We start from the raw sequence: 24,878 nt of genomic DNA on the forward strand, positions 1-24,878 counted from the left end.
GTACCCTCACTTGTTAAAAAGTAGAATTGAAAGAATAATCTCCAAGTTTCTACAATTTTCATTATACATATAATACGACGATTGTGAATATAGTTTTTTGTTTTTTTGTTAAAATTTTTAATAAAATGTTTATATTTTTAATTTTTCGTAAAGGGATACGTTAACATTGCTACCATCATCTTAAAATCAGACCTTTAATTGTGTATAATTTTCAAAAAATTATTTCTAGTACTTATTATAGCTTTTATAGTATAATAATTCTAGTAATATTTTGACGGAGGGGAATATTTTGAATAAAGTTTTTTTTCATACTTGTATACTAATTTTTATAGCGATGATTGCTTCTAGTATTGGTGCATTCCTCATTTCATCTCAATTTTTGTTGAACTTTGTCAACATCTCGTTTTATATCGCGCTATTTTTTATTCTGATAGGTGGTTTTTTATTCATATTTCAAAATGGATTTTTCAATGTAACTCTTTACGCTTTCCAGAGAGTATTTGGCACGAACAAAAAGATTGACTCTTTAATTGAAGAAGTCGAGGAACCTACAGATAAGAAAGAACGTATTTATAAAACATATTCATTCAAATGGACATATCCAATTTGTATTACAGGTATCGTTCTTGGGTTGTTCTCGACCCTCATTAGCTTTACTATTTTGATGTAGTTTGCAAACACTATCCCATATGATATAATTATCAGCAAAACATTTTGTTATAAAACTTTAGTTCTTTCATATTAAAAGAGCTCAGTTAACAATAAATAAATTTATATGTATGCGATGATAAAGAAGAGTACATATTGAAACAATTTCAGAGAGCTTGTGGCTGGTGTGAACAAGTAATTGTACAATGTGGAATGGGCTTTTGAGCACCAAACCGAACCGAAAGTAGTAGGCCTTGGCGTTATATCCAGACGTTACTATGGATTAGAGAGATTTCACAGTAGTGAAATAATTAGGGTGGTACCGCGGTCCATTCGTCCCTATAGTTTTTTGGGATGAATGGGCTTTTTTGTTTGCCTTCTCTTCCCTATCACGCATTCAAATTTAGGAGGAAATAATTATGTCAGTTATCTTTTCTGGTATTCAGCCAAGCGGAACGATTACACTTGGAAACTATTTAGGGGCTATGAAGCAATTTACAGAGCTTCAAAACGAACACGATTGCTATTTCTGTATTGTAAACCAACATGCCATTACAGTACCTCAAGATCCTATACAACTTCGCAAAAACATTCGTAGTCTTGCTGCACTTTATGTAGCATGCGGCATCGATCCTGAAAAAGCTACTTTATTTGTACAATCAGAAGTACCTGCACACGCTCAACTAGGATGGATCATGCAATCTGTTGCTTACGTTGGAGAATTAGAGCGTATGACACAATATAAAGATAAAGCTTCAGGTAGAGATTCAGTTCCAGCTGGATTACTTACGTATCCACCATTAATGGCTGCTGATATTTTACTTTATAACACAGAAATCGTACCTGTTGGTGATGACCAAAAACAACATATGGAATTAACACGTGATCTAGCAGAGCGTTTCAACAAACGCTTCCGTGAAGTGTTCATAGTTCCTGAAATTCGTATTCCAAAAGTAGGAGCTCGCGTTATGTCATTAACCGAACCTACGAAAAAAATGAGTAAATCTGATCCGAATCCAAAATCAATGATCAGTATGCTTGATGAACCAAAAACAATTGAAAAGAAAATTAAAAGTGCTGTAACAGATTCAGAAGGTATCGTGAAATTCGATAAAGAAAATAAACCTGGAATCTCTAACCTATTAACAATTTACTCTTCATTCTCAGGAAAAACAGTTGAAGAGATAGAAGCAATGTACGAAGGAAAAGGATACGGCGACTTCAAAGGCGACTTAGCACAAGTAGTCGTAGAAGCAATTCGCCCAATCCAAGACAAATATAACGAACTAATCAGCTCCCCAGAACTAGACGAAATTCTAGACAAAGGTGCCGAAAAAGCAAACCGCGTTGCATTCAAACAACTACGCAAAGTAGAAAACGCAATGGGACTAAGCAGAAAACGTAGGTAACATAAAAAGCGGAGGCGACTGCTTAGCCCTGACGGCTAAAGTTCTTTCCCACAGAAGGTGCTTTTTACCTTCTCGTGGGGAAGGTTCTTAGACGCGAAGGGCTAGGAGCCGGAGCTAAATTACATATAAAGTGGAAGCGGCTCGTTTAGAATGTGAGGGGGATGGAGCTCCTGACGTAAAGGCGCTTTTTGCCTCGCAGGAAGGCGCGAAGCCACCGAACATTCTTGCCGCTGGAGCTGGATTTCACCAAATTAAAAAACCGCCAATTGGCGGTTTTTTAATTTACCTTTTGCTCATTTTCCATTTCCCATAACTTTTCAAAAAACGGCTGTCCTTTTACAAGGCGCTCGCATAATTGTTCGTGCTTCTCAGACCAGCCTGATTTCGCTTCATCATATAGTCTTGCCCAAATATCTTCAAATTCCATATGTTGGACCGTTCCATATGCTGACGGATCCCACTCTGTGTACCAATAGCGAATTTCCGCTGTATTTTTCGTTGTATGTAATTGATCTAACGCCATAAATAATAATTGTTTTAGTTGTCTTTCTTTACGAGTCAAGCCATTCATAATGAAAGGCGATGGTGATAAAATGTGGTGTTCTTTTTCTGTTTCTTCTACTTGGAACTCATACTTTTCTGCTTGTACGTTTTCTACCATCTCATATACCATCTGCTCTTGCCGTGGTATAAGTCTGCTTTTACGAATAGGTACATTGTAACCAATTGTATCAATCGCAATAATTCCTTTTCCATCTGTAACAACAAAGCAATACTCTTGCTGCAAACGTTCATGATTTTTACGAATATAAGCCTTATGATGTACGTCTTCCAACAATTTTTGCGGAAGCTCTAACAATTCGTCCTCGATGTAATGATATAATGTGGCATCTACTTTTAATAATGGCACTTGATCTAATAGCTCAATCGTATCATCTTTCCGCCATTCGTAAAAATGACAAACGTTATACCCATTCTCTTCACCTTCAAACCAATTTACCCATACATCATGTAGATATAACATTCACTACCCCTCACTTCACTACTGTTTGTATCAATCATTATGTTCAATTTTTCTTAACTTTATTCCACCTAAGGAAATATATTCTAATTATTATTTTTTCTTCTATTAATACTAAAAAAACAGGAAATAGAGCTCCTGTTTTTTTATATATGAAATGTATTTGCTTTATTCAATATTTCTTTTGCATCTATAGATAATAAAGAAAGTGTATCTTCTCCTTCCAATGTTACACAATCTTTGACAATATGAAATCCAAGCGCATAGCCAAGCATCTTTGGATAAGAGTGAAATCCATTTAATAAGATGTCGTGCTCCCTTGTTCCTCGTTTTATACTTATTCTTTCATGTACAACATTTTTCCAATAATAAATAGCCTCTTCTTTTGAAAGATACATCGTCCACGGTGCATTGTTTTTTTCTGAATATCTTTCCGTTACCGCTTGCTCAGCTAGCCCTTCCATAATCATCGTATCAAGTAATGTATATTCTGTTTCTTTCGTCTCAATTTGATGTAACCTGCATATGTGATGATATTCATGCGCCAATAACACCTTTAATTCTTCCACCGAATTCCGTCCACATACAAATAAGAAAATAACATGACGCATAGAGAATCCAGCTCTACCGTTATACTCTTCTTGTACAGTTCGATTATAGGCATCTGATAATAAAATAAAGACAGGGACATCCGGACCTTTCAACCAATTTTTCAATTTATCATACTCCAAGCTCAACTCTTTCCAAATTTCCTTTTCCTCTAATTCTTTAATTTCCTTTTCCCCATGCATGACCGGACGATACATCCCTTTTGAAATTAAAAAGCGATACAACCTTTCTTTTGGCAACGGAATATACTTCGTAAATTTCTCACAAAGTTTTTCTGGCCGTCCATAATATAAATGTAGCCATTCAGCTGTTTCAATAACCCCCATCTTTATCCCTCCTTTTTTCTTATGTATATGCTACAAGAGAAAAAGACGTAAAAATAAATAAGGAGTTTTTTCGTAATATGCTACGAAAAAACTCCTTATTTCATCTATTATTTATACGATTTAAATACTAATACTGCGTTATGACCACCGAATCCTAGTGAGTTACTTAATACTGCATTTACTTCTTGTTGTCTCGCTTGATTCGGTACGTAATCTAAGTCACATTCTGGATCTGGTGTTTCATAGTTAATTGTTGGAGGGATTACTCCGTCTGTAATTGATTTAATTGAGAAGATCGCTTCAACAGCACCAGCTGCTCCTAATAAGTGACCTGTCATTGATTTCGTTGAGCTAATTGCTACTTTGTACGCGTGCTCACCGAACGTTTCTTTAATTGCCATCGTTTCATACTTTTCATTCGCATCCGTACTTGTACCGTGCGCATTAATGTAATCAATATCTTCTGGCTGTAGACCTGCATCTGCTAAAGCTTGACGCATTGCACGCACGCCGCCTTCACCACCAGGAGCCGGCATTGTAATATGGAATGCATCACCAGTTGCACCGTAACCAGCGATTTCCGCATAAATGTGAGCACCACGAGCTAATGCGTGCTCTAATTCTTCAAGAATTAAAATACCTGAACCTTCACCCATTACGAAACCGCTACGGTTTTTATCAAATGGACGGCAAGCCGTTGCTGGGTCTTCATTAAATGTTAATGCTTTCGCTGAGCTAAATCCTGCGAATGCCATACTTGTTAACGGCGCTTCAGCTCCGCCTGTTATCATTGCATCAGCATCACCACGCTGAATTGCTTTAAATGCATCACCAATTGAGTTTGCACCAGATGCACAAGCCGTTACAGAGCAAGTGTTAATTCCTTTCGCTCCTGTTGCGATTGATACTTGACCTGCTGCCATATCTGGAATCATCATCGGTACGAAGAATGGGCTCACACGGCGCGGACCTTTCTCAGTAAAAATCTTAAATTGTTCTTCGTATGTCTCCATACCGCCAATACCAGATCCAATCCATACACCAATTCGAGGTCCGTTTTCTTCTGTAATTTCAAGCTTTGCATCTGCAACTGCCATTTTCGCTGCTGCTACTGCATATTGTGTAAAGCGATCCATACGGCGCGCTTCTTTTTTATCAATATATTTCTCGACTTCAAAGTCGTTAATTTCTGCTGCTACTTTTGCTGGAAATAGTTCCGGATCAATTCTTGTAAGTCGTCCGATTCCAGATACACCTTTTTTAATGTTTTCCCACGCTGTTTCAACATCTGTACCGATCGGTGTAACAGCTCCTAGCCCTGTAATTACGACCCTCTTTTTTTCCATACAAAATACACTCCTTTTTTTCTCTCAGTCCTTATTTACCCCAACGAAGAGCAACTGCTCCCCATGTTAATCCGCCGCCAAAACCAACAAGTATAATTAAATCACCATCTTGAATACGTCCATTTTGCAATTCCTCTACCATTGCAATTGGAATTGAAGAAGCTGATGTATTACCAAACTTTTCAATTGTCATACTCATTTTTTCTTGTGGTAAATTTAATCTCTCTCTTGCAGATTCCATAATACGAATGTTCGCTTGATGCGGTACTAAGAAATCCACATCCTCTTTCGTAAGACCAGCTTTATCCAGCACGCGAAGACAAGATTCACCAAGTTGACGAACGGCAAATTTAAACACTTCTCTGCCATTCATCATAACATACTCGTCTTGATAAAGATGCTTACCGCCACTTCCGTCTGCTCCTAATTCGAAAGATAGAACGCCTCTTCCTTCTGAAACAGCTCCCATTACGATAGCACCGGCTCCGTCTCCAAATAGTACCGCTGTATTTCGATCATTCCAGTCTACAATTTTAGATAGTTTATCACTACCAACTACTAATACATTTTTATAAGTTCCCGTTTGAATAAATTGCTGCGCTGTAATCATTCCGTACATAAAACCAGCACATGCTGCACCTACATCCATTGCAGCTGCATGTTTCGCTCCAATCGCTTCTTGAATGACACAAGCTACTGCTGGAAACGCACGATCTGGTGTTACTGTCGCCACCAAAATAAGATCGATATCTTCTCCGCTAACCCCTGCATCTTCAAGTGCTTTTTTAGCAGCCTCTACGGCCATATACGAAGTATCTATTGTATCATCGGCAATGCGTCTTTCGGCAATTCCCGTTCTCGTACGAATCCATTCATCGGATGTATCCATTATCTTCTCTAAATCGTGATTTGTGACTACTTTTTCCGGCACATATCTTCCGATCCCTAAAATGCCCACGTTCACATCGCAGCCCTCCGTTTTATATCAATTATTATGACTTGGTACTAATTTTAAAACATAAATGTATTTTTGTCTAGAATATATTTCAGCTAAAACATAAAGCTAGGCATTATTCACTTTATTGTTTATTAAAAGAAACAGAAACATACCTTCCCTGTTTCTTTTGAAATATAAAAAGGCTCGAACCGCTTCTCTCGACGGTTCGAGCCTCTTTCTCCTCAAAAAGAAAGGGTTTTATTGTTGATCTGCTTTCCCAAGCTCATATGCTTCGTTCATAACTTTCATCAATAACTCTAATACTGGTTGTGCTTTCTCCATATCAAGCGCAATTCCATTATCATCTAAAATGGCCTTTGCTTCTGGTAAATGCTTCATTGCGATTTGTAAAAACTGCATGCTTTTTTCGTTCATATTATACTCTTCCTCTCCATTAAAACTTTCACATACAATAGTGTAACACGCGTGCTACCCTTCGTATAACTCTTTATATTTTTTCATGTGTGCCAGTTGCTTATTTAAACCGTATTCTAACGGAGTATTTCTTTTTATCGAAATTACCTCGATAGCCTCATCTCTTACTTCGTTATTATTTTTATTTACTTTATCATCCGCGCGTAAAAGGTTCATACCTTTTTTCCATAATGACTTTTTACCACTAAGCAAATTGTATATACCGAGATGCTGCTCGTTCATTCCATTTTCCCATAAGTATTCACATACATCTTCCACGTACAGTAGATCACTTCCGTTTTCCTCACTCGCATAATAGCACTCTTTCTCATCCAGTTCTGATAAAATGAGCTGATGATACATCATAAAAGACGGTTGCCACGGTCCATATAATGTAGGAACTCGAAATACACTATATTGTAAATCCCCTTTTTTCAATCCTTCTTCTACTTTCAAAAATATGCGCTTATTTTCCGATTCATCTGTACTACCTACTTCAATAGAAGAAATTAAATTTAACTTCAATTTTTGTTCTTCACACATTCTTATAATTCGCTTTAAATATTGTAATATGACTCTTTCATTCCGAAATCCACATTGCTGATTTGGCTCATATAAGCAAAAGTAAACAGTATCGAATCTCTCTTCCTCTACTAATCTCCATCCATCTTCATCTCTTATCGAATAATACGTAAATAACGCATTTCGCCCAATTAACAATAACTTCTCTTCATTAATTTTGGTCATACTATTGAATTCATCAAAATCAAGACCATACACTTCTACTTCTTCTGCGATCATTTTATTCACAAGGTGATAACCTACAAACGTAAGTGCACCTATTATCAGCACGCGTTCCATACCACCAACCCTTTCTCCTTGAAACAAATAGCTCCTCATTTATGTATATGGGAGCTTCACAATTCTTCTTCATATTTTTTAAAGAAATCAGTCGTTTGCCTAACCATTTTATATTTCACATCTTGCAGATGGAACAAGACAGAAGTATCGCATTGATTTAATTGCCTCATTTTCTCATATTTACGCAACTGTTGTTTTCTTCCTCTTTTTTCTTGTGTTGATACGAAAACTTTGACAGGTACACAAGATGGCAGAAGCGTAAATGATTTCTTATTTATTTTTAAATCTAACTCTTCTTCTTTGGCATCATACGCCAAACTTAATTCCTTCACTAATCTTTTGTAAAAAAACTTATGCTCTTTCTCAAATTCCACATATTCTGGTAAATCTAAACATGGATTCAACATAATGACAGAACGAATACATTCAGGGTATTTGTTCATCATTTCAAGTGCTACAAGCGCACCCATACCATCTGCCATTATGTGCATTTTCGCATTTAACGTCTCTTTTCTCAAAACAACATCATATAAACGTTTTGCTAGACGAACAGATTGGTCGTTTCCCCAGTGCCTTCCGTATAAATTAGAAGAAAAGACTGTGTAGCCTTCCTCAATAAGGCCATGTAAAAAATAAGATCTTCCCGCATGCTGTGTCCATAAACTTGTACCATTCTCAATAAAGTAGTTGTAATCACCGAGGAGCATAACCGAAAATCCATTTGGCTTCTCCGGTAAATAAATGACACATGGTTCTTTTTCTAAGTAAAAAAAACGTTCCGTAATACTCATTTTTCCCCCGCCTTATTTTCTAAACATATAAAACCACTCTTTTATAATGTATGAACGGAATGCAAATTTGCGTTGAAAAATCTACAAATATTTTTCTATATTCTTTTTTCAATTGTGTTACAATAAGGACAGATTGAACGAATAGAGGTGTAAAATATGCGTTTCATTTGGGCATTAATTTGGTCGTTCTTACTTGTACATATGATGAGCTATGTAATCGGCTCTATGACTGGCGGTACATACGACTTTAACCAAGCGTCTATTTTCTCAGTTGTTCTTGCTATATTAGTACTAGCGATTTCAGCTGCAATTCCAAACGAGCCAGTAGAACAACACTAAAAAAAGAGTCCGGATTTTATCCGAACTCTTTTTTATTTTTATTTCACATGAACAACTAATTCGTTATTTTCTACATCGACAACTACGTGACTATTGTCAGTAATTGTTCCTGCAATTAATTCTCGCGCTAATTTCGTTTCCACTTGACGTTGTACGTATCGTTTTAATGGACGAGCTCCATACATCGGATCAAAGCCAGCTTCTACAACGAATTCTTTTGCTGCGTCTGTTAATTCTACTGTAATGTGACGGTCAGCTAAACGCCCTTGTAATTCTTTTACAATTTTATCAACAATACCTTTAATTTCATTCGTTGTAAGAGGTTTAAATAAAATAATTTCATCAACACGGTTTAAAAATTCAGGGCGGAAATGTCCTCTTAATTGCCCCATTACAAGGTCTCTTGATTCCTCTTTAATCGAGCCATCTTCTTCTAATCCATCTAGTAAATGAGCAGATCCAATATTTGAAGTCATAATAATAACTGTGTTTTTAAAGTCCACTGTACGTCCTTGCGAATCTGTAATGCGTCCATCATCTAACATTTGTAATAAAATGTTGAATACTTCTGGATGTGCTTTTTCAATTTCATCTAATAAAATAACGGAATATGGTTTACGTCTTACCGCTTCTGTTAATTGACCGCCTTCTTCATATCCTACATATCCAGGAGGTGCACCAATTAAGCGTGACACTGCGTGTTTCTCCATATACTCAGACATATCAATACGAATCATTTGCTCTTCACTATCGAATAAAGACTGCGCTAACGTTTTTGCAAGTTCTGTTTTACCAACACCCGTAGGGCCTAAGAAAATGAAGGAACCAATCGGGCGGTTCGGATCTTTAATACCAGCGCGAGCACGAAGAACCGCGTCTGATACTAAGCTTACTGCTTCCTCTTGTCCGATGACACGCTCTGATAAGATTTGCTCTAAGCGTAGTAATTTCTCGCGTTCACCTTCAACGAGTTTAGCAACAGGAATACCAGTCCAGCGTGAAACAATATCTGCAATTTCTTCTTCACTTACTTCCTCACGTAATAAACGATTTTCTTGTTTATTATGCGCGCCCATTTCTTCCGCTTCTTTTAACTCTTTTTCAATTGCTGGAATTTTCCCGTGACGAAGTTCGGCTGCTTTATTTAAATCGTAATTACCTTCTGCTTCTTCTAATTCACGGCGCAGACGTTCTAAATGTTCACGTAAGTCACGAACTTTGTGAATGTCTTCTTTTTCTTTCTCCCATTTCGCTCTCATACCACTTGCAACTTCTTTTAAATCTGATAGTTCACGTTGCAACGTTTTAAGACGTTCTTGGCTACCACGATCTGTTTCTTTTCCAAGAGCTGCTTCCTCAATTTCTAACTGCATAATACGACGCGTTACTTCATCTAATTCTGTCGGCATAGAATCGATTTCTGTACGAATTGTTGCACACGCTTCATCGACAAGATCAATTGCTTTATCTGGTAAGAAACGGTCCGAAATATATCGATCTGATAAAACTGATGCTGCTACAATCGCGCGGTCATGAATATTTACACCATGATAAATTTCAAAACGCTCTTTTAAACCACGTAAAATGGAAATTGTATCTTCAACAGTTGGTTCTTCTGCTAATACTTGTTGGAAACGTCTTTCTAACGCCGGGTCTTTCTCAATATATTTACGATATTCATCTAATGTCGTCGCCCCAATACAGTGTAGTTCACCGCGAGCAAGCATCGGTTTTAACATATTCCCTGCATCCATCGCACCTTCTGTTTTACCGGCGCCAACGATTGTATGAAGTTCATCAATAAATAATAAAATACGCCCTTCACTCTTTTTAATTTCATTTAATACAGCTTGCAGACGCTCTTCGAACTCACCACGGAATTTCGCACCAGCTACGAGCGCACTCATATCTAACGCGAAGATCGTTCTATCTTTTAGCCCTTCAGGTACATCTTTTTTCACAATACGCTGCGCTAACCCTTCAACGATTGCTGTTTTACCAACACCTGGCTCACCAATTAAAACAGGGTTGTTTTTCGTTTTACGTGAAAGAATGCGAATGACACGTCGGATTTCACTATCCCGGCCAATAACAGGATCAATTTTCCCTGCTCTCACTTCTGCCACTAAATCACGGCCATATTTTTCTAACGCTTCATAAGTTGCTTCTGGATTTTGACTAGTCACTCTTTGATTCCCCCGAACTGTCATTAAAGACTGTAATAAGTTATCTTTCGTAATATGAAATCTTGTAAATAATTGATTGATATCGCCTTTTTCTTCAGAAAAAGCAAACAATACATGTTCCACTGAAATGTAGTCATCTTGCAATTTCTCTGCTTCTTTTCCTGCTCTTACAAATAGTTGTTGCAGAGCACCTGTTATATATAATTTGCCTACTTCTGCACCGCTTCCCGTTACAGAAGGCTTTTTCTTAATTAAACTTTCGGCGCCTTGCTTTAACGCTTCTATATCGACATTCATTTTTTGAAAAATACGCACTGCTAACCCATCTTGCTCTTCTAATAATGTAAACAAGAGATGAACAGTATCTACTTCTTGATGATGATGAGATACCGCTAAAGATTGGGCACTCATAATCGCCTCTTGTGTTTTTGTTGTCATTTGATTTAAGTCCATCTTTACAGCCCTCCAAATGTTTGACTTTCTTTGACTTTTGATTTAATTATACGCCAACTGACTTTTTTATACAATAAATTCGCCTATGCATTTTCAAACTTATTATTGGAAAAAGAAAAAAGGAGCATTCATTATGCTATTAAAAAAAGTACGATAAATGAAACTACATTATGTAACAACAAAAAAGCCGCAATAAAGATTGCGGCTTCTGTTACGGTTTTCTTTTATATGTCCACTGGCGGTTATGATTCGTGTTATCTGGAAACTTTTCACCGGCAGTTAATTGTACCATTTGCGGATTTTTTACCATACTTCCCGTTTCACCAATTTCTACGTAAATGCCATCATTTGGCGCTTTTTGTCCAGAACGAAACCTGCGATTTTGTCCCATCTTCATTCTCCTTCCATGACGTCTTGCCTCATTAGTATATCCATTTTAAAAGAAAGGTTTTCTGTCATGTTTAGGAAACAAGTACTACATCTCATTCTTGTACATATACATGAATGACACAAGCTTAGGAAGGAATTCCTTTCCTATCTGTAGAAAAAAAGAAACCAACCTACTCTAGGCTAGTTTCAAAGGAGAGTCAAACATATACGAGAAGATTACATGTTCATTATATGCCTCATCATACGAGCAATGTAACCCTTTTCACATTTTGTACATAATGAAAGAAATATTATTTGAACTTTCTAAAAAGATGTTGACTTTTCTTAATTTCCAACGAGAAATAGTAGACACCGTAGTACTTCGCGACGTAAGATGGATATATAGTGAAATCTCCATCTATGGTGGTCTCACCCAGTCTAACCTCTTATTTCTGCATATTAAAAACGGAAATACAGATAGAAACAAAAAAATTATTATAAGAGGTGAAATTATGAACAAACAACATTTAATCGCATTAGACTTAGACGGCACTTTATTAACAGACAACAAAATAATTTCCACTCGAACGAAACATACAATTGCAAAAGCAAAGGAACAAGGACACGTTGTCGTTATTTCAACAGGACGTCCATTCCGCGCTAGTTATGATTACTATAAAGAACTAGGTCTGAATACACCTATCGTAAACTTTAACGGTGCGTACGTGCACCATCCTCTTGATTCAAACTGGGGTATACATCACTCTCCTCTTGAGCTAGCAACAGCGCAAGAAATTGTACGAGCTTGTTTTGATTTCGGCGTAAAAAATATATACGCTGAAGTTATGGATGATGTGTATGTTCGTGAAATTGATGAAGATAAAAAACACATTTTCGAATTCGGTTCTCCTAAGATTTTTACAGGAGACTTATTAAATATTTTAAATGACCATCCAACTTGCTTATTAATTGACGCACATGACGAGCATTCTACTGCAATTCGTCAACATTTAACTGATATGCATGCGGAAGTAATCGACCATAGAAAATGGGGTGCACCTTGGCCGATTATTGAAATTGTAAAAAGCGGATTAAATAAAGCGGTCGGATTACAAAAAATTTCTAGTCATTACAACATTCCACAAGAGCGAATTATCGCTTTCGGTGACGAAGATAATGATTTTGAAATGATTGAATTTGCTGGTCACGGCATCGCAATGGGAAATGCCATCCCTGAATTAAAATCACTCGCAAACCATACTACGTTAACGAACGAAGAAGATGGTATTGCTTTATATTTAGAAGAGGTTCTTGGGTTGTAATCTAAAAATTCCCTACTTATAGTTTCCTGCCAAATGCCCATACTATAAGTAGACGCATAAGACATCGCGTCGATTGTTTTCAGCTAAATAAAGGGGGTTTTTCGAATGGGTAAAAAGAACAAATCAAAACGTTTTATCCAACAAGGAGCCGATGCTGTTATGAAGCATGATGCAAGATTCCCGTACAGAGGTACATTAGCTGAGGCAGAAAAGGCAAGAAGTAACTCTTCTTTTGGAGGGGTTTAAATGGGGAACTTACTATTCCAACAAGCTAGAGATGCTGTTGAAAATGCCGTATCTTGTTCAAGCGGTACTGAGCAACAAGATCTCGTGTATAGAGCAAAAAATGCTTTGCAATCCGCTTACGCAAACTCTTCAACTGCTGAAAAAGTTCAGCTCCGTGAAATGCAAGAGCAATTGCAAAACATTACGAATGTACATTAAAAAAGAGGACCAACTTTGGTCCTCTTTAATCTTTCCGAAACAATCCGAACACCCCAACTGTTTGCAGTATATTTGTAAATGCACCTGGGTCCACTTGTTTAATAATCCTCTCTAATTCGTATAACTCGTAACGGGTAATAACCATCATTAACATTTCTTTATTTTCATTCGTATAAGCACCTGTTGCTGGTATCGTTGTAATTCCTCTTACTAATCGCGAGTGAATCGCCTTTCTTACGTCCGCCCCATTCTTCGTAACAATTAATGCTGTAATCTTTACATGACGAGTATGAATTGCATCAATAATTCTCGTTGATACATATAAAGTCACTAACGTATATAACGCTTTTTCCCATCCATATACATAGCCAGCAGCGATAATGATAATTGCATTAAAAAAGAAAAAGTATGTACCGACAGGCTTATCTTTTATTTTTGATAAAATCATGGCGATAATATCTAATCCACCTGTAGAAGCACCCCACTTTAAAGCAATCCCTACTCCAATTGCCGAAATAATCCCGCCAAAAATCGCATTTAATATAATATCATTCGAAACCGCTCTAACAGGGATGATTTCTAGAAACAGAGTCATAAATATAACACAAAGAAAACTAAAAAAGGTGAAGGCCTTTCCAACCTTTTTCCACGCTAAAATAACGACAGGAATATTAAATAAGCTAAACAATACTCCCGTAGATATGTGAATCGATAAAAAATCACCTAATATTTGTGATAATAATTGAGACAATCCAGCAAAGCCGCTCGCATACACTTTTGCTGGCGTTAAAAATAAATTCATCCCAATCGCGTTTAATAAACCTGCGATGATTACAACGATTAACTTCTTTATAAGTTCAGTATAATTCAACTTCAAATCCATTTGGAATCCACCTTTACCCTTCATAAATGCACCGCTATACATAGTCTTTACGAAAAAGGAAATGATAAACGTACAACGTTTAGAAATGGAGTTGATACATATGCCACATACGAGTGATAACGACAAAAAAGCACGCGATAATAATGCAAAACGCGCACAAAAAAATGAGCAAGAACAAAAAAATATAGAGCAAGGTAAACGTGCATACTCTAAAAAGACCGATCACCTTTGATTCCATCGTACATCAACAATTATGTTGATGTACTTTTTTACATTTTAAAGGAAAAAAACATTAAAAATTCACTTCATGTTCACTTCTATATTCTACAATAGCGATAACATATTCGGATGAGGTGTTGGCATGAGAGGGAAACATATTTTCATTATTACTGCACTAATAAGTATATTGATGCTATCTGCTTGCGAACAAAAAAATGGCTCAGCTACAGTCGCTACAGCAACAGACTCGACCATTACAAAGGATAACTTCGAAAAACAATTGAAAGATCGTTACGGAAAAGACATGCTATACGAAATGATGGCACAAGACGTCATCACAAAAAAATATAAAGTACCTGATGAAGAGGTAAATAAAGAAGTAGAAAAAGTAAAAAAACAATATGGAGATCAATTCAAAAAAGTATTAGAAAATAATGGTTTAAAAGATGAAGAGGATTTTAAAAATCAAATTAAGTTCAAACTTGCTATGAATGAAGCGATTAAGAAAAGCATTACAGAGAAAGACGTAAAAGACCACTATAAGCCAGAAATTAAAGCGAGTCACATTTTAGTAAGTGACGAAAATGAAGCGAAAGAAATAAAGAGTAAACTAGATGCTGGTGCTTCATTTGAAGAATTAGCAAAACAAGAATCACAAGATCTACTATCAAAAGATAAAGGCGGAGACCTTGGATACTTCAATTCAGGTACAATGGCTCCTGAATTCGAAACGGCTGCCTACAAACTAAATGTTGGACAAATTAGCAACCCCGTAAAATCATCAAACGGTTATCACGTTATTAAATTAACTGATAAAAAAGATTTAAAACCTTACGATGAAGTAAAAAACTCTATTCGCAAAAACTTAGAGGAAGAACGTACTGCTGATCCTGTATTCAGCAAAAAATTGTTACAAGAGGAATTAAAAAAGGCAAATATTAAAATAAACGATAGTGAGTTGAAAGATACATTTACTCTTGTTTCTCCGCAAGGAAATTAAAAAAAGCACACCCTTATTTTTTTAAAAATAAGGGTGTGCTTTTTAATCTTCTATCTTATTTCTTAAAGTAAGTCCAACCTTCTTCTTGGTAAACTTTTTCTTCTTTCATCAACTTACCAAGTGCGCGCTTAAATGCAGCTTTACTCATGTTAAAGCGTTCTTTAATATCTTCTGGATGGCTCTTATCCCAAAACGGCATTGCTCCGCCTCGTTCTTCCATATATGCATAAATTACTGCCGCATCGTCTTCCATTCCTTCTTCTTTACGAGGAAGAAGTGAAATGTTAATTGTACCATCATCTTTCACGTCAATAATACGGCCCGTTACACGCTCCCCGATGCGGACTTGTTCTTTTCTTTCTGTATGGTGTAAGAAAGCACGGAAATGCTCATCAGTTAGTACGAATGAACCAACTTGAAGAGAACGATATACACGTCCATTTACGTTTTTATTACGCATAGATGGCGTTGCATCTACGATAATTTCTTGCATATCACTGTCTCTTGCCGGAAGAGCAATTAAACGATCACGATTCGTTAATTTTAACGTACAATATAATTCGTCGCCTACTTCTGGCCATACCGGCATATAAATCGGGAACTCATCAGCTGGAATTAGTATATCTTTTGATACACCAATATCAACAAACACACCTAAACTAGGAATGACTTCTACAACCTTTACCCAGTTCCAATCATACGTTGTAATAATTGGCTCCTTCATTGTTGCTGAAATACGATTTTGGTGATCAAGGTATAAGAATACATCAATCGTATCGCCTTCTTCAATTTCTCCAGCTACTTCGTTTTTATGTAGGAAAATTTCTTCTTCTTCATTCCCAACCATATATCCAATTTCCGTTTCGCGTAAAACAGTTACCTGTTCAATCGATCCTATTTGCAAATACATATTTTTTAATTCCCTTCTATATATATAAAATTATCTTTTTTATCATTCCAAACAAAAGTTAATTATAACATGATTTTTCCTGTATTTGTCCAACTGCCCAAAATTCACTATAATAAAGTGAGGTTACATGAATATAAGTATGAAAACACTTAAGTCTAGACTCGTTTTCAGCTATACTTTAGTATGTACAGTACATAACAAGATTAGAAATTTATTTGGAGGTGCTAACTATGGCAAAAGATAGTTCTTTTGACATCGTTTCGAAAGTAGAATTACCTGAAGTAACAAACGCAATTAATATCGCATTAAAAGAAATCCAAAACCGATATGACTTTAAAGGAAGTAAAAGTGATATTAAATTAGAAAAAGAAGTACTAGTTTTAACTTCTGACGACGAGTTCAAATTAGACCAAGTAAAAGACGTTTTAATTTCTAAACTTGTAAAACGTAACGTTCCAATTAAGAACTTAGATTACGGAAAAGTTGAAGCTGCAACTGGCAACACTGTTCGCCAACGCGCAACACTTCAACAAGGTATCGATAAAGATAACGCTAAAAAAATTAACAACATCATTAAAGAAATGAAATTAAAAGTAAAAACACAAGTACAAGACGATCAAGTACGTGTTACAGCGAAAAGCCGTGATGACTTACAAGCAGTAATTGCAGCTGTTCGTAGCGCTGATTTACCAATCGACGTACAGTTCATTAACTACCGCTAAAAAGAAAACTCCTCTTAATTAGAGGAGTTTTCTTTTTAGTTTTGTAGAGACAATATTACAAGAACAAGCCATAGAAAAAAGGCATCTGCGGTGAAAATTGCTAAGTGAACAGAGTCTAACTATACGAATACTTCACAAGTGAATGCATGATTAAACTAGGCCTTATTGTAGAATTTGTTTCATACATGCATTTAGCAGACCTTATTGAAAATAAAAAAAAAGACAATTTAAGACGTTTCCCCTTCGATTTGAATTACTTTTCTTAGTAATTACATCCTAGGCCAAAGTCATCTTAAAAATCGCTGTAACTTATAATTCCTCTTCCCGCCAAAACGTAACAATTTATGAGTATAAGAATATTTCCCAACCTTTAATATAATGTAAAATTAATAAGGATCTTAAAAAATGTTAATTAAAAAAGAGTTAGAAGTGGTTATATGAAGAAATTAATATTATGGTTTTTATTGGCCACATTCTCCCTAAATACTGTAGGATGTTCTAATAATACGAATACACTAACGGATAAGTCTAACTGTATCAACAAAGCTTGGTACAAAAAAACTATGTCATGTAATCATTTAAAAAACATTAAATAGTTAATGATAAAAGTCATAAGAAAAGACACATCAAAGTGCCTTCCTCCGACTTGAACCATCTTAATTTTAATCATATTTGGATGGAGTTAAAAAGAAGCATAAATTGTTAATAAAGATGCAGACTTCAAAATAAAAAAGTACGTTAAGGACACTCTTATATTAAACACTAATATTTTAGAAGCAAGTTTATAAGTATAAAACCTACAGGGATTTCCCCTGTAGGTTTTATTATATTTCAAGTGATTTCCAAATGAATTATGAGTGGCTTTTTTCAGTTTGATTTTCAAAATATTTTTCTTTAACCATTTTTATCAGAGTTTCTTTTTCTGTTAGTTCAAATATAAATAATGCTTTTTTCATGTTATTTGCAATATCTTCTTCATTCTGTTGTTTAAATCTTAATAAATTCCATCCTTTTAAATAGTACAGTTCACCTAATAAGTATAAAGTATTTAGATTAATAGCTAATTTGATGCCCTTATCAATGTATTTTACCGCTTCTTCATATTGATAGGTCATACCTAAACATTTCGCTAAATTAAAAATGATTTTTAATTTAATCGCTTTATCTCTCGGAAAATCTAACTTATTAAAATTAGTTAAACATCTTCCTAATATAGTAATACTTTTATCATATTCTTTATTTTCCGCATAAAATATAGACATTGTCTGCATAATATCTATTTCTCTTTCTGATAAAAAATCAACATTGGTTAAAGTTAGTTTTAATGCATTATTTAAAAGTTTTAAAGCAGTTTTTATGGATCTGTTCACCTCAAATACAGCAATTGCTTCATGCCATAGGAGAAATTGTTTATCTTCTTTTGCTTGGAAATTTTTTTCATCTTTCTCTTTTTTCACTATTTCATAAAGTTCTTTATATTGTTTTTGCTTTAAGCAATCTTTTATTACGTATTTTACATTTTCTACATATTTAAATTTTTTGTTTTGAGTTAATGCAAATATATTATTCGGGTCAATACCAAGTCTTTCTGATAATTGATATAACAATATACTAGATGGATAAATCATACCTTTTTCTATTTTGCTAATTTGACTTTGCGAACATATTCCATGACATAATTCGGATTGTGATATATTTTTTTTAATTCTAAGCTCTTTAATGGTAATACCCAAATCGTAAAATTCCATTTTCCCACCTACTATTTAGCACTATATTAGTATAAGAGTATTCTCTAATTTTTAATGTAATATAAAATTAATATAGTTGCAATTATCGTTCGTTCCAAAGATCTTTCTCTATCCGTATTGACACAAAAACAGGCTAGGAAGAAGACTTTCTCCCTAACCTGGAACCCCCTCTCATTAGAGAAGTTTTCATTTTCGTATCGTTTCTCTTAAGAAATTTCATATCAACAGAATAAACACTATTGCCCCACCGAACAAACAAATACAATAAGAAGACATGAACATAGAACGAGCAACTTCTCATCTACGTTTCCTTTTAACTGCAATTAAAAACGCAATAAATAATACATTCACACCAACGATTAAGGAGATAAATAACCAATTCACACCTGTTTCTCCGTTAACTTTATACACGTTTGATTCTTCACGCTTTAAAACGAGATAAAATCCCCCATTTTCCTCTCTTATAATTTCATCCTCTAACAATCCTCTTAACTCTTGTTTTTCACCAATCGTACTTGCAGGTAAGGAGACTTTTTGTGTTTCTTTCGTATTATTAATTGCTACTAAAGTTACTTCATTTTTATATTTTCGTTTTAGTATGCTCATCCCGCTATTATCATACAATAGCTCAAACGTACCGCGTCGTAAAGACGGTCTCGCCTGTCTAAGTTCACCTAGTTTTGTTATGTGCTGCATAAATTTTTCGTCTGACTTAAAATCCATTAATCGTCTATTATCGGGTACACTTCCTCCATCTAATGCAATTTCAGTTCCGTAATAAAAATTCGGAATTCCAGGTGATGTTAACAGATATGTAAGCGCCAGTTTTAAACGTGATGGCGGATAATACATATTTTCTTTTGCAATACGCGCATATCTTTTTGTTTCTTGATCATCTAAGAACGTAACAAATTCTCCTTCTTTTTTACTCACATCGTATAACGATTTCACCGATACATCCGCTTTGGAAAACGATTCTACTATTTTTTCGTTGTATTCGCTATCCTCCTTTGTCATAATACGAAAATCTTTCTTTATCACTTGCATATCTTTTTGCGCGTTATCCCAAAAGGAACGCGGCTTTTTTTCACTATGTATAACATAACTTCCGTCTAAATCAACTTCTTTTATCCACCATTTCATTGCGTCAATTACCTGTTGTTCGTTTTCTCCAAGCGGAAATTGAAATACAACTTTCATTCCTTTTGCCTGAGCTTCTTTTACAAGTTCTTTCACATCATTTTCTGTCCCGAAATGTTCATTTACCTTTTTAAAATTTCGCACGTCTAATCCATCGTACTTTCCACTTTCAAAAAGTGGCGAAAGCATAACGGTAGTAAAACCCATTTCTTTTATGTAATCCAACCTTTTTATAATTCCTCTTATATCCCCGCCTTGATACCCTTCTAAATTACCAACTTCTAACTGTTTGTCATTTTTCGGTTCTCCATTATTGAAGCGATCAATCATAATGGAGTATATAACCTCATCTCGCCACTCTCTTTTTTCGTCTGCAAAAGTATGTATTGGTACAAACAAAACAACAGCTAAGCAAAAACAAATGAATAGTTTCCTAGTCCATATTTTTCCCACACGCATCCCCCAATTTTTTAATTGTAAGAATATTATACCAATTATCCAAGTGAAACGCATATGCCGATTTCAATTCTCACAAAATAATCTATGTTAGATTTTATGACATCACGTATGTAATTTTCTGAATTTTTAGTTGATTTTTAGTTTTATTTCGAATATGATATGAAACATAACAAATAGATGTTATTTTTTCTAACATTCCAGGAGGAGAGATCATGAATATGGGAGATACGGTTTTTATGTTTGTGACGACAGTAATGGTCATGTTGATGACACCAGGATTGGCACTTTTTTATGGAGGTATGGTTCGTAGCAAAAACGTACTCAGTACAACGATGCATAGTTATAGTGCAATGGCTATCGTTTCGATTCAATGGATTGTTATCGGCTATTCTTTATCATTCGGGCCAGATTGGCACGGACTTATCGGTACACTTGATTGGTTCGGTCTAAACGGAGTTACCTACGCACCAAATCCAGACTACTCATCTACTATTCCTCACAATTTATTTATGATGTTTCAACTCATGTTCGCCATTTTAACTCCAGCTTTAATTTCAGGTGCATTCGCTGAAAGAATGCGATTTTCTGCCTTTCTTATTTTTATCCTTCTATGGACAACAATCGTTTACAATCCTGTCGCTCATTGGGTATGGGGCCTCGGTGGGTGGCTAAGGGAACTTGGTGCACTAGACTTCGCTGGCGGAAATGTCGTTCACATCACTTCCGGAGTTGCCGGTCTTGTATTAGCTATTTTCCTTGGAAAACGAAAAAACATAAATGGTTCTTCTCCTCACCATTTGCCATTTACAATGTTAGGCGCAGGCTTATTATGGTTTGGCTGGTTCGGTTTTAACGTTGGCAGCGCATTATCCTTAAACGACGTAGCTTTAACTGCATTTACTAATACAAATATAGCCGCTGCTGCCTCCGCTCTAACTTGGATGCTTTCTGAATGGTTCTTCCAATCAAAACCGACCGCGATGGGAGCTGCTTGCGGAGTTGTTTCTGGTCTAGTAGCTATTACACCAGCCTGCGGGTTCGTTACACCTTTCTCCGCCCTTCTTATCGGAGCAATTGGTGGTATAATATGCTTCGGCGCCGTTTTCTTCCTAAAAACAAAATTCGGGTATGACGATACACTTGATGCCTTTGGATGCCACGGCATCGGAGGAACTTGGGGCGGTATTGCAACAGGACTATTTGCAACTACTGCCGTAAACGGGGATGGCGCAAACGGATTATTTTACGGAAATGCCGCGTTACTGTTTAAACAACTTATAGCGATTGGCGCAACATATGCATTCACGATCATCATGACGTATGCCATTATTAAAGCGATCAACTTCTTCCTCCCCGTTCGCGTCGATGAACACGAAGAACACATGGGTCTTGATATTTCAATGCATGGCGAGAAGGCTTATGAACATGCAGAGCGAGTAAACTAAAAAAGAGATGCAATCTATTGATAGTAGATTGCATCTCTTTTTTGCGTACTAGGCAACATACCCCACATAGTATAAATGTAAATATATCAACGGTTTTTTGGATATATCAACGATTTTTCAAATATATCGATTGTTTCTTTCAATATATCAACGGTCCGACACAACATATCGATTTACAAACAAATTCCGACATAATTTACAAGCAAAATACCCCACATAACGTTATACAAAAAAGACGACCGAAACCCGGTCGTCTTTTCCTATTTATTTTGGAGCATTTCCTACATATTGCGTAATATCAACATTTAACGCCTGCGCTAAACGCATACCGTATTCTTGATCTGCACGGAAGAAGTTACAAACAGCTAGTAATTTCGTGCGTTCATTTACGTCTTTCAAGTCATTTGTTAAGTTTGCAATTAAGTTATCTTGCTCTTCTTTAGAGAATGAACGGTAACGCTCACCTGCTTGTTTAAAGTCATTTGGTTTCTCGATTTTTTCACGAGATACATAGCCTTCTACTTTCATAGTCGAATCGCGGTAAGCTTTGTCTTCAACTGGATTCTCTGCATGACGGCTCGGTTCGTAGTTGATTGTAGATGGGTTTTGATTCATTTGCATCGCACCATCACGTTGTTGGTTATGAACAGCTGCATATGGGCAGTTTACAGGAATTTGCAAGTAATTTGCACCAAGACGATAACGCTGTGTATCTGGGTAAGAGAATAAACGACCTTGTAATAATTTATCTTCCGATGGTTCAATACCATTTACAGTTGCACTTGGAGAGAACGCTACTTGTTCTACTTCTGCAAAGAAGTTTTTCGGATTACGATTTAACGTCATTGTCCCTACTTCAATTAACGGGAAGCGATCTTCTGGCCATACTTTCGTTGGATCTAGTGGATCAAAGTCTAAAGAATCCATTTCATCTAGTTGCATAACTTGTACGTGTAAATCCCATTTTGGATGATTTCCTTTTTCGATTGCGTCGAACAAATCACGAGTTGCATGATTGAAGTCTTTCCCCTGCACTTCTTGCACTTCTTTCGCATTTAAGTTACGTACACTTTGCTGCGGTTTCCAGTGGTATTTAATATAAACAATTTTACCTTCTTCATTAATCCATTTAAATGAATGGACACCGAAACCTTCCATTTCACGATAGCTTGCTGGTGTACCATAATCAGAAAATACCCATGTCATCATATGTGTAGACTCTGGAGTTAACGTCATGAAATCCCAATAACGATCTGGCGTTTGAATATTTGTATCCGGTGCTGGTTTTAAAGAATGAACCATGTCAGGGAATTTAATTGCATCACGAATGAAGAAAACTGGTAAATGATTACCTACGATATCGTAGTTTCCTTCTTCTGTATAAAATTTAACTGCGAAACCGCGTGGGTCACGAGCTGTTTCCGGAGAACCTTGACCATGAATAACCGTTGAAAAACGAACAAATACAGGTGTTTCAGTTCCTTCATTTTGTAAAAATGCTGCTTTCGTATATGGCTTCATGCTATTTTTCGTTACGAATACACCGTGAGCACCTGCACCACGTGCATGCACAACACGCTCCGGAATACGTTCACGATCAAAGTGTGCAAGTTTTTCTACTAAATGATAGTCTTCTAATAATACTGGTCCACGACGACCAGCTGTACGAGAATTTTGGTTGTCTCCAACTGGAGCACCTTGGTTTGTTGTTAAGCGATTATTTGGATTCATCTAGGGGGATCCTCCTCTTTCTTTCATAGTAATTATTATTTATTTAAAATTATTATAAATTAATTATTATTTAAAACTAAATCTTTGTCAACTATTTCCTTCACTTTTTTGGAAACAATTTCAGCCAAACAGTCGATAAATGCAGATTGTGCATTCGGCATATTTGGTCTAAAATATTTAGCATTTAATTCATCAGTTACAACTTTACATTCATAATCATTGTCATATAAAACTTCTAAATGCTCTGCCACAAAGCCAACTGGGCAATATATGAAAGATTCGTACCCATGCTCTTCATATAAATCTTTCGTTAAATCTTGCACATCTGGACCAATCCACGGATCTGGAGTATTCCCAGCACTTTGCCAACCCGTTGTATAGTTTTGAATATTGGCAGCCCCCGCAATTAAATCTGCTGTATGCTGCAATTGCTCCACATAAGGGTCCCCTGCTGCAATAATTGTTTCTGGCAAACTATGCGCCGAAAAAATTACAACTGTTTTCTCTTTATCTTCAATCTTTGTAAATGTTTCTTTTATTTGATCTGTCCAATACGAAATAAACTTCGGTTCATCGTACCATTGTTCAATTGGTTCAATCACAGGACCACCGATTTCTTTTGAAAGACGAATAGCACGGTCATTATACGCTTTAATGCTAAATGTAGAATAGTGCGGTGCTAATACGATACTAATCGCCTGCTCAATTCCATCTCGCTTCATTTCTTCTACAGCATCTTCTATAAATGGCGCAGTATGTTTTAAACCTAAGTAACAAGTAAATTCATACTCTGTAAATATGTTATTCATTGAATCTGTTAATTTATGCGCCTGCTCTTTCGTAATTTTTGCAAGCGGCGAAATTCCACCAATCGCTTTATAGCGCCCAATTAAATCTTCAAGCGCTTCTTCTGATGGCTTACGTCCGTGACGGATATGTGTATAATATGCCTCTACATCGTCTAATGATTCTGGTGTTCCATACGCCATTACGAGTAAACCTATTTTTTCCTTTGTCATCTATATAACACCTCAATTTTATAAATGAGAATCCTTTTCAGAACGTTTGTTTCAAATTATAACAAGT

The 24,878-nt window shown here is 36.0% G+C and carries 25 protein-coding genes and 1 other annotated feature; of the genes, 10 read left to right on the forward strand and 15 right to left on the reverse strand.

Features of this window, described 5'->3' with window-relative positions:
* The first annotated feature begins 289 nt into the window (after nt 1–289).
* Both MR167_RS06885 and trpS read left to right on the forward strand, forming a co-directional pair.
* Nucleotides 290–670: a DUF3899 domain-containing protein gene (locus MR167_RS06885; RefSeq protein ID WP_001045002.1), complete on the forward strand. Its 381-nt coding sequence runs from the start codon at nt 290–292 to the stop codon at nt 668–670.
* Nucleotides 671–775: 105 nt separating this feature from the next.
* Nucleotides 776–992, forward strand: a binding site (T-box leader).
* 75 nt (nt 993–1,067) lie between these two features.
* Nucleotides 1,068–2,057 (forward strand): tryptophan--tRNA ligase, encoded by a 990-nt coding sequence (gene trpS / locus MR167_RS06890; RefSeq protein WP_000110979.1) that lies wholly within the window; start codon nt 1,068–1,070, stop codon nt 2,055–2,057.
* Between the two features lie 277 nt (nt 2,058–2,334).
* Here trpS and MR167_RS06895 read toward each other — a convergent pair whose 3' ends face one another.
* The 7 genes from MR167_RS06895 to MR167_RS06925 all read right to left on the reverse strand — a co-directional run bounded on the left by MR167_RS06895 (nt 2,335) and on the right by MR167_RS06925 (nt 8,422).
* Entirely contained in the window at nt 2,335–3,081 is a 747-nt protein-coding gene (locus tag MR167_RS06895; RefSeq protein ID WP_000966119.1) for a YjbA family protein, read from the reverse strand.
* Between the two features lie 143 nt (nt 3,082–3,224).
* Entirely contained in the window at nt 3,225–4,013 is a 789-nt protein-coding gene (locus tag MR167_RS06900) for a DUF2268 domain-containing putative Zn-dependent protease (protein WP_242314247.1), read from the reverse strand.
* Between the two features lie 107 nt (nt 4,014–4,120).
* Nucleotides 4,121–5,359, reverse strand: a complete 1,239-nt coding sequence (gene fabF / locus MR167_RS06905) for a beta-ketoacyl-ACP synthase II (RefSeq protein ID WP_000412645.1) — start codon at nt 5,357–5,359, stop codon at nt 4,121–4,123.
* Between the two features lie 31 nt (nt 5,360–5,390).
* Nucleotides 5,391–6,323, reverse strand: a complete 933-nt coding sequence (gene fabH, locus MR167_RS06910; protein ID WP_001100533.1) for a beta-ketoacyl-ACP synthase III — start codon at nt 6,321–6,323, stop codon at nt 5,391–5,393.
* Nucleotides 6,324–6,554: 231 nt separating this feature from the next.
* On the reverse strand, nt 6,555–6,731 hold the full coding sequence (locus MR167_RS06915) for a ComZ family protein (RefSeq protein WP_001003335.1): 177 nt from the start codon (nt 6,729–6,731) through the stop codon (nt 6,555–6,557).
* 54 nt (nt 6,732–6,785) lie between these two features.
* The gene (locus tag MR167_RS06920) at nt 6,786–7,658 is read right to left on the reverse strand and encodes an NAD-dependent epimerase/dehydratase family protein (protein ID WP_000486171.1); all 873 of its coding nucleotides are present in this window, start codon (nt 7,656–7,658) and stop codon (nt 6,786–6,788) included.
* Between the two features lie 29 nt (nt 7,659–7,687).
* Nucleotides 7,688–8,422, reverse strand: coding sequence for a lipase family protein (locus MR167_RS06925; RefSeq protein ID WP_000028706.1), 735 nt, complete (start codon nt 8,420–8,422; stop codon nt 7,688–7,690).
* 156 nt (nt 8,423–8,578) lie between these two features.
* On the opposite strand from MR167_RS06925, the gene MR167_RS06930 reads away from it, so the two are divergent.
* On the forward strand, nt 8,579–8,761 hold the full coding sequence (locus tag MR167_RS06930; RefSeq protein ID WP_106081472.1) for a YjzD family protein: 183 nt from the start codon (nt 8,579–8,581) through the stop codon (nt 8,759–8,761).
* 38 nt (nt 8,762–8,799) lie between these two features.
* Here MR167_RS06930 and clpB read toward each other — a convergent pair whose 3' ends face one another.
* Nucleotides 8,800–11,400, reverse strand: a complete 2,601-nt coding sequence (gene clpB / locus MR167_RS06935; protein ID WP_242314249.1) for an ATP-dependent chaperone ClpB — start codon at nt 11,398–11,400, stop codon at nt 8,800–8,802.
* Nucleotides 11,401–11,611: 211 nt separating this feature from the next.
* Complete coding sequence (locus tag MR167_RS06940) at nt 11,612–11,791, reverse strand: YjzC family protein (protein WP_000531422.1); 180 nt, start codon at nt 11,789–11,791, stop codon at nt 11,612–11,614.
* A 490-nt stretch (nt 11,792–12,281) separates the two neighbouring features.
* Between MR167_RS06940 and MR167_RS06945 the strand changes: the two genes are divergently transcribed.
* The 3 genes from MR167_RS06945 to MR167_RS06955 all read left to right on the forward strand — a co-directional run bounded on the left by MR167_RS06945 (nt 12,282) and on the right by MR167_RS06955 (nt 13,535).
* Nucleotides 12,282–13,091 carry a Cof-type HAD-IIB family hydrolase gene (locus tag MR167_RS06945; protein WP_001041241.1) on the forward strand — a complete coding sequence of 270 codons (810 nt, stop codon included), beginning with the start codon at nt 12,282–12,284 and terminating at the stop codon, nt 13,089–13,091.
* A gap of 105 nt (nt 13,092–13,196) precedes the next feature.
* On the forward strand, nt 13,197–13,337 hold the full coding sequence (locus MR167_RS06950; RefSeq protein ID WP_000516816.1) for a hypothetical protein: 141 nt from the start codon (nt 13,197–13,199) through the stop codon (nt 13,335–13,337).
* Nucleotides 13,338–13,535: a DUF3813 domain-containing protein gene (locus MR167_RS06955; protein ID WP_000527408.1), complete on the forward strand. Its 198-nt coding sequence runs from the start codon at nt 13,338–13,340 to the stop codon at nt 13,533–13,535.
* Between the two features lie 25 nt (nt 13,536–13,560).
* Here MR167_RS06955 and MR167_RS06960 read toward each other — a convergent pair whose 3' ends face one another.
* Nucleotides 13,561–14,418 (reverse strand): YitT family protein, encoded by an 858-nt coding sequence (locus MR167_RS06960; RefSeq protein WP_000364431.1) that lies wholly within the window; start codon nt 14,416–14,418, stop codon nt 13,561–13,563.
* Nucleotides 14,419–14,518: 100 nt separating this feature from the next.
* On the opposite strand from MR167_RS06960, the gene MR167_RS06965 reads away from it, so the two are divergent.
* Both MR167_RS06965 and prsA read left to right on the forward strand, forming a co-directional pair.
* The gene (locus tag MR167_RS06965; RefSeq protein ID WP_001120845.1) at nt 14,519–14,650 is read left to right on the forward strand and encodes a DUF3941 domain-containing protein; all 132 of its coding nucleotides are present in this window, start codon (nt 14,519–14,521) and stop codon (nt 14,648–14,650) included.
* Nucleotides 14,651–14,779: 129 nt separating this feature from the next.
* On the forward strand, nt 14,780–15,637 hold the full coding sequence (gene prsA / locus MR167_RS06970) for a peptidylprolyl isomerase PrsA (RefSeq protein ID WP_242314251.1): 858 nt from the start codon (nt 14,780–14,782) through the stop codon (nt 15,635–15,637).
* A gap of 55 nt (nt 15,638–15,692) precedes the next feature.
* Here prsA and MR167_RS06975 read toward each other — a convergent pair whose 3' ends face one another.
* On the reverse strand, nt 15,693–16,547 hold the full coding sequence (locus tag MR167_RS06975; RefSeq protein ID WP_000281261.1) for a CvfB family protein: 855 nt from the start codon (nt 16,545–16,547) through the stop codon (nt 15,693–15,695).
* A 230-nt stretch (nt 16,548–16,777) separates the two neighbouring features.
* Between MR167_RS06975 and MR167_RS06980 the strand changes: the two genes are divergently transcribed.
* Complete coding sequence (locus MR167_RS06980) at nt 16,778–17,269, forward strand: YajQ family cyclic di-GMP-binding protein (protein ID WP_001040146.1); 492 nt, start codon at nt 16,778–16,780, stop codon at nt 17,267–17,269.
* 851 nt (nt 17,270–18,120) lie between these two features.
* Here MR167_RS06980 and MR167_RS06985 read toward each other — a convergent pair.
* Entirely contained in the window at nt 18,121–19,017 is an 897-nt protein-coding gene (locus MR167_RS06985; protein ID WP_000397873.1) for a helix-turn-helix domain-containing protein, read from the reverse strand.
* Between the two features lie 297 nt (nt 19,018–19,314).
* Nucleotides 19,315–20,670 carry an alpha-amylase family glycosyl hydrolase gene (locus tag MR167_RS06990; protein ID WP_003309197.1) on the reverse strand — a complete coding sequence of 452 codons (1,356 nt, stop codon included), beginning with the start codon at nt 20,668–20,670 and terminating at the stop codon, nt 19,315–19,317.
* 158 nt (nt 20,671–20,828) lie between these two features.
* Between MR167_RS06990 and MR167_RS06995 the strand changes: the two genes are divergently transcribed.
* On the forward strand, nt 20,829–22,061 hold the full coding sequence (locus tag MR167_RS06995; RefSeq protein WP_016097946.1) for an ammonium transporter: 1,233 nt from the start codon (nt 20,829–20,831) through the stop codon (nt 22,059–22,061).
* Between the two features lie 264 nt (nt 22,062–22,325).
* Here MR167_RS06995 and katB read toward each other — a convergent pair whose 3' ends face one another.
* Together katB and hemH are read right to left on the reverse strand one after the other, a co-directional pair.
* Nucleotides 22,326–23,792 (reverse strand): catalase KatB, encoded by a 1,467-nt coding sequence (gene katB / locus MR167_RS07000; RefSeq protein ID WP_001069166.1) that lies wholly within the window; start codon nt 23,790–23,792, stop codon nt 22,326–22,328.
* A gap of 59 nt (nt 23,793–23,851) precedes the next feature.
* Complete coding sequence (gene hemH / locus MR167_RS07005; RefSeq protein ID WP_000159538.1) at nt 23,852–24,811, reverse strand: ferrochelatase; 960 nt, start codon at nt 24,809–24,811, stop codon at nt 23,852–23,854.
* Nucleotides 24,812–24,878: the final 67 nt, after the last annotated feature.

This window comes from Bacillus cereus group sp. BfR-BA-01355, from assembly GCF_022663675.1.
GTDB classification, from domain to species: domain Bacteria; phylum Bacillota; class Bacilli; order Bacillales; family Bacillaceae_G; genus Bacillus_A; species Bacillus_A thuringiensis_S.

Bases quoted from the DNA above. Each gene is read 5' to 3' on its own strand.
- trpS (WP_000110979.1), top strand. From the start codon at position 1,068: ATGTCAGTTATCTTTTCTGGTATTCAGCCAAGCGGAACGATTACACTT.
- MR167_RS06895 (WP_000966119.1), bottom strand. From the start codon at position 3,081: ATGTTATATCTACATGATGTATGGGTAAATTGGTTTGAAGGTGAAGAG.
- MR167_RS06900 (WP_242314247.1), bottom strand. From the start codon at position 4,013: ATGGGGGTTATTGAAACAGCTGAATGGCTACATTTATATTATGGACGG.
- fabF (WP_000412645.1), bottom strand. From the start codon at position 5,359: ATGGAAAAAAAGAGGGTCGTAATTACAGGGCTAGGAGCTGTTACACCG.
- MR167_RS06915 (WP_001003335.1), bottom strand. From the start codon at position 6,731: ATGAACGAAAAAAGCATGCAGTTTTTACAAATCGCAATGAAGCATTTA.
- MR167_RS06925 (WP_000028706.1), bottom strand. From the start codon at position 8,422: ATGAGTATTACGGAACGTTTTTTTTACTTAGAAAAAGAACCATGTGTC.
- MR167_RS06930 (WP_106081472.1), top strand. From the start codon at position 8,579: ATGCGTTTCATTTGGGCATTAATTTGGTCGTTCTTACTTGTACATATG.
- clpB (WP_242314249.1), bottom strand. From the start codon at position 11,400: ATGGACTTAAATCAAATGACAACAAAAACACAAGAGGCGATTATGAGT.
- MR167_RS06940 (WP_000531422.1), bottom strand. From the start codon at position 11,791: ATGGGACAAAATCGCAGGTTTCGTTCTGGACAAAAAGCGCCAAATGAT.
- MR167_RS06945 (WP_001041241.1), top strand. From the start codon at position 12,282: ATGAACAAACAACATTTAATCGCATTAGACTTAGACGGCACTTTATTA.
- MR167_RS06950 (WP_000516816.1), top strand. From the start codon at position 13,197: ATGGGTAAAAAGAACAAATCAAAACGTTTTATCCAACAAGGAGCCGAT.
- MR167_RS06955 (WP_000527408.1), top strand. From the start codon at position 13,338: ATGGGGAACTTACTATTCCAACAAGCTAGAGATGCTGTTGAAAATGCC.
- MR167_RS06960 (WP_000364431.1), bottom strand. From the start codon at position 14,418: ATGGATTTGAAGTTGAATTATACTGAACTTATAAAGAAGTTAATCGTT.
- MR167_RS06965 (WP_001120845.1), top strand. From the start codon at position 14,519: ATGCCACATACGAGTGATAACGACAAAAAAGCACGCGATAATAATGCA.
- prsA (WP_242314251.1), top strand. From the start codon at position 14,780: ATGAGAGGGAAACATATTTTCATTATTACTGCACTAATAAGTATATTG.
- MR167_RS06975 (WP_000281261.1), bottom strand. From the start codon at position 16,547: ATGTATTTGCAAATAGGATCGATTGAACAGGTAACTGTTTTACGCGAA.
- MR167_RS06980 (WP_001040146.1), top strand. From the start codon at position 16,778: ATGGCAAAAGATAGTTCTTTTGACATCGTTTCGAAAGTAGAATTACCT.
- MR167_RS06985 (WP_000397873.1), bottom strand. From the start codon at position 19,017: ATGGAATTTTACGATTTGGGTATTACCATTAAAGAGCTTAGAATTAAA.
- MR167_RS06990 (WP_003309197.1), bottom strand. From the start codon at position 20,670: ATGCGTTTCACTTGGATAATTGGTATAATATTCTTACAATTAAAAAAT.
- MR167_RS06995 (WP_016097946.1), top strand. From the start codon at position 20,829: ATGAATATGGGAGATACGGTTTTTATGTTTGTGACGACAGTAATGGTC.
- katB (WP_001069166.1), bottom strand. From the start codon at position 23,792: ATGAATCCAAATAATCGCTTAACAACAAACCAAGGTGCTCCAGTTGGA.
- hemH (WP_000159538.1), bottom strand. From the start codon at position 24,811: ATGACAAAGGAAAAAATAGGTTTACTCGTAATGGCGTATGGAACACCA.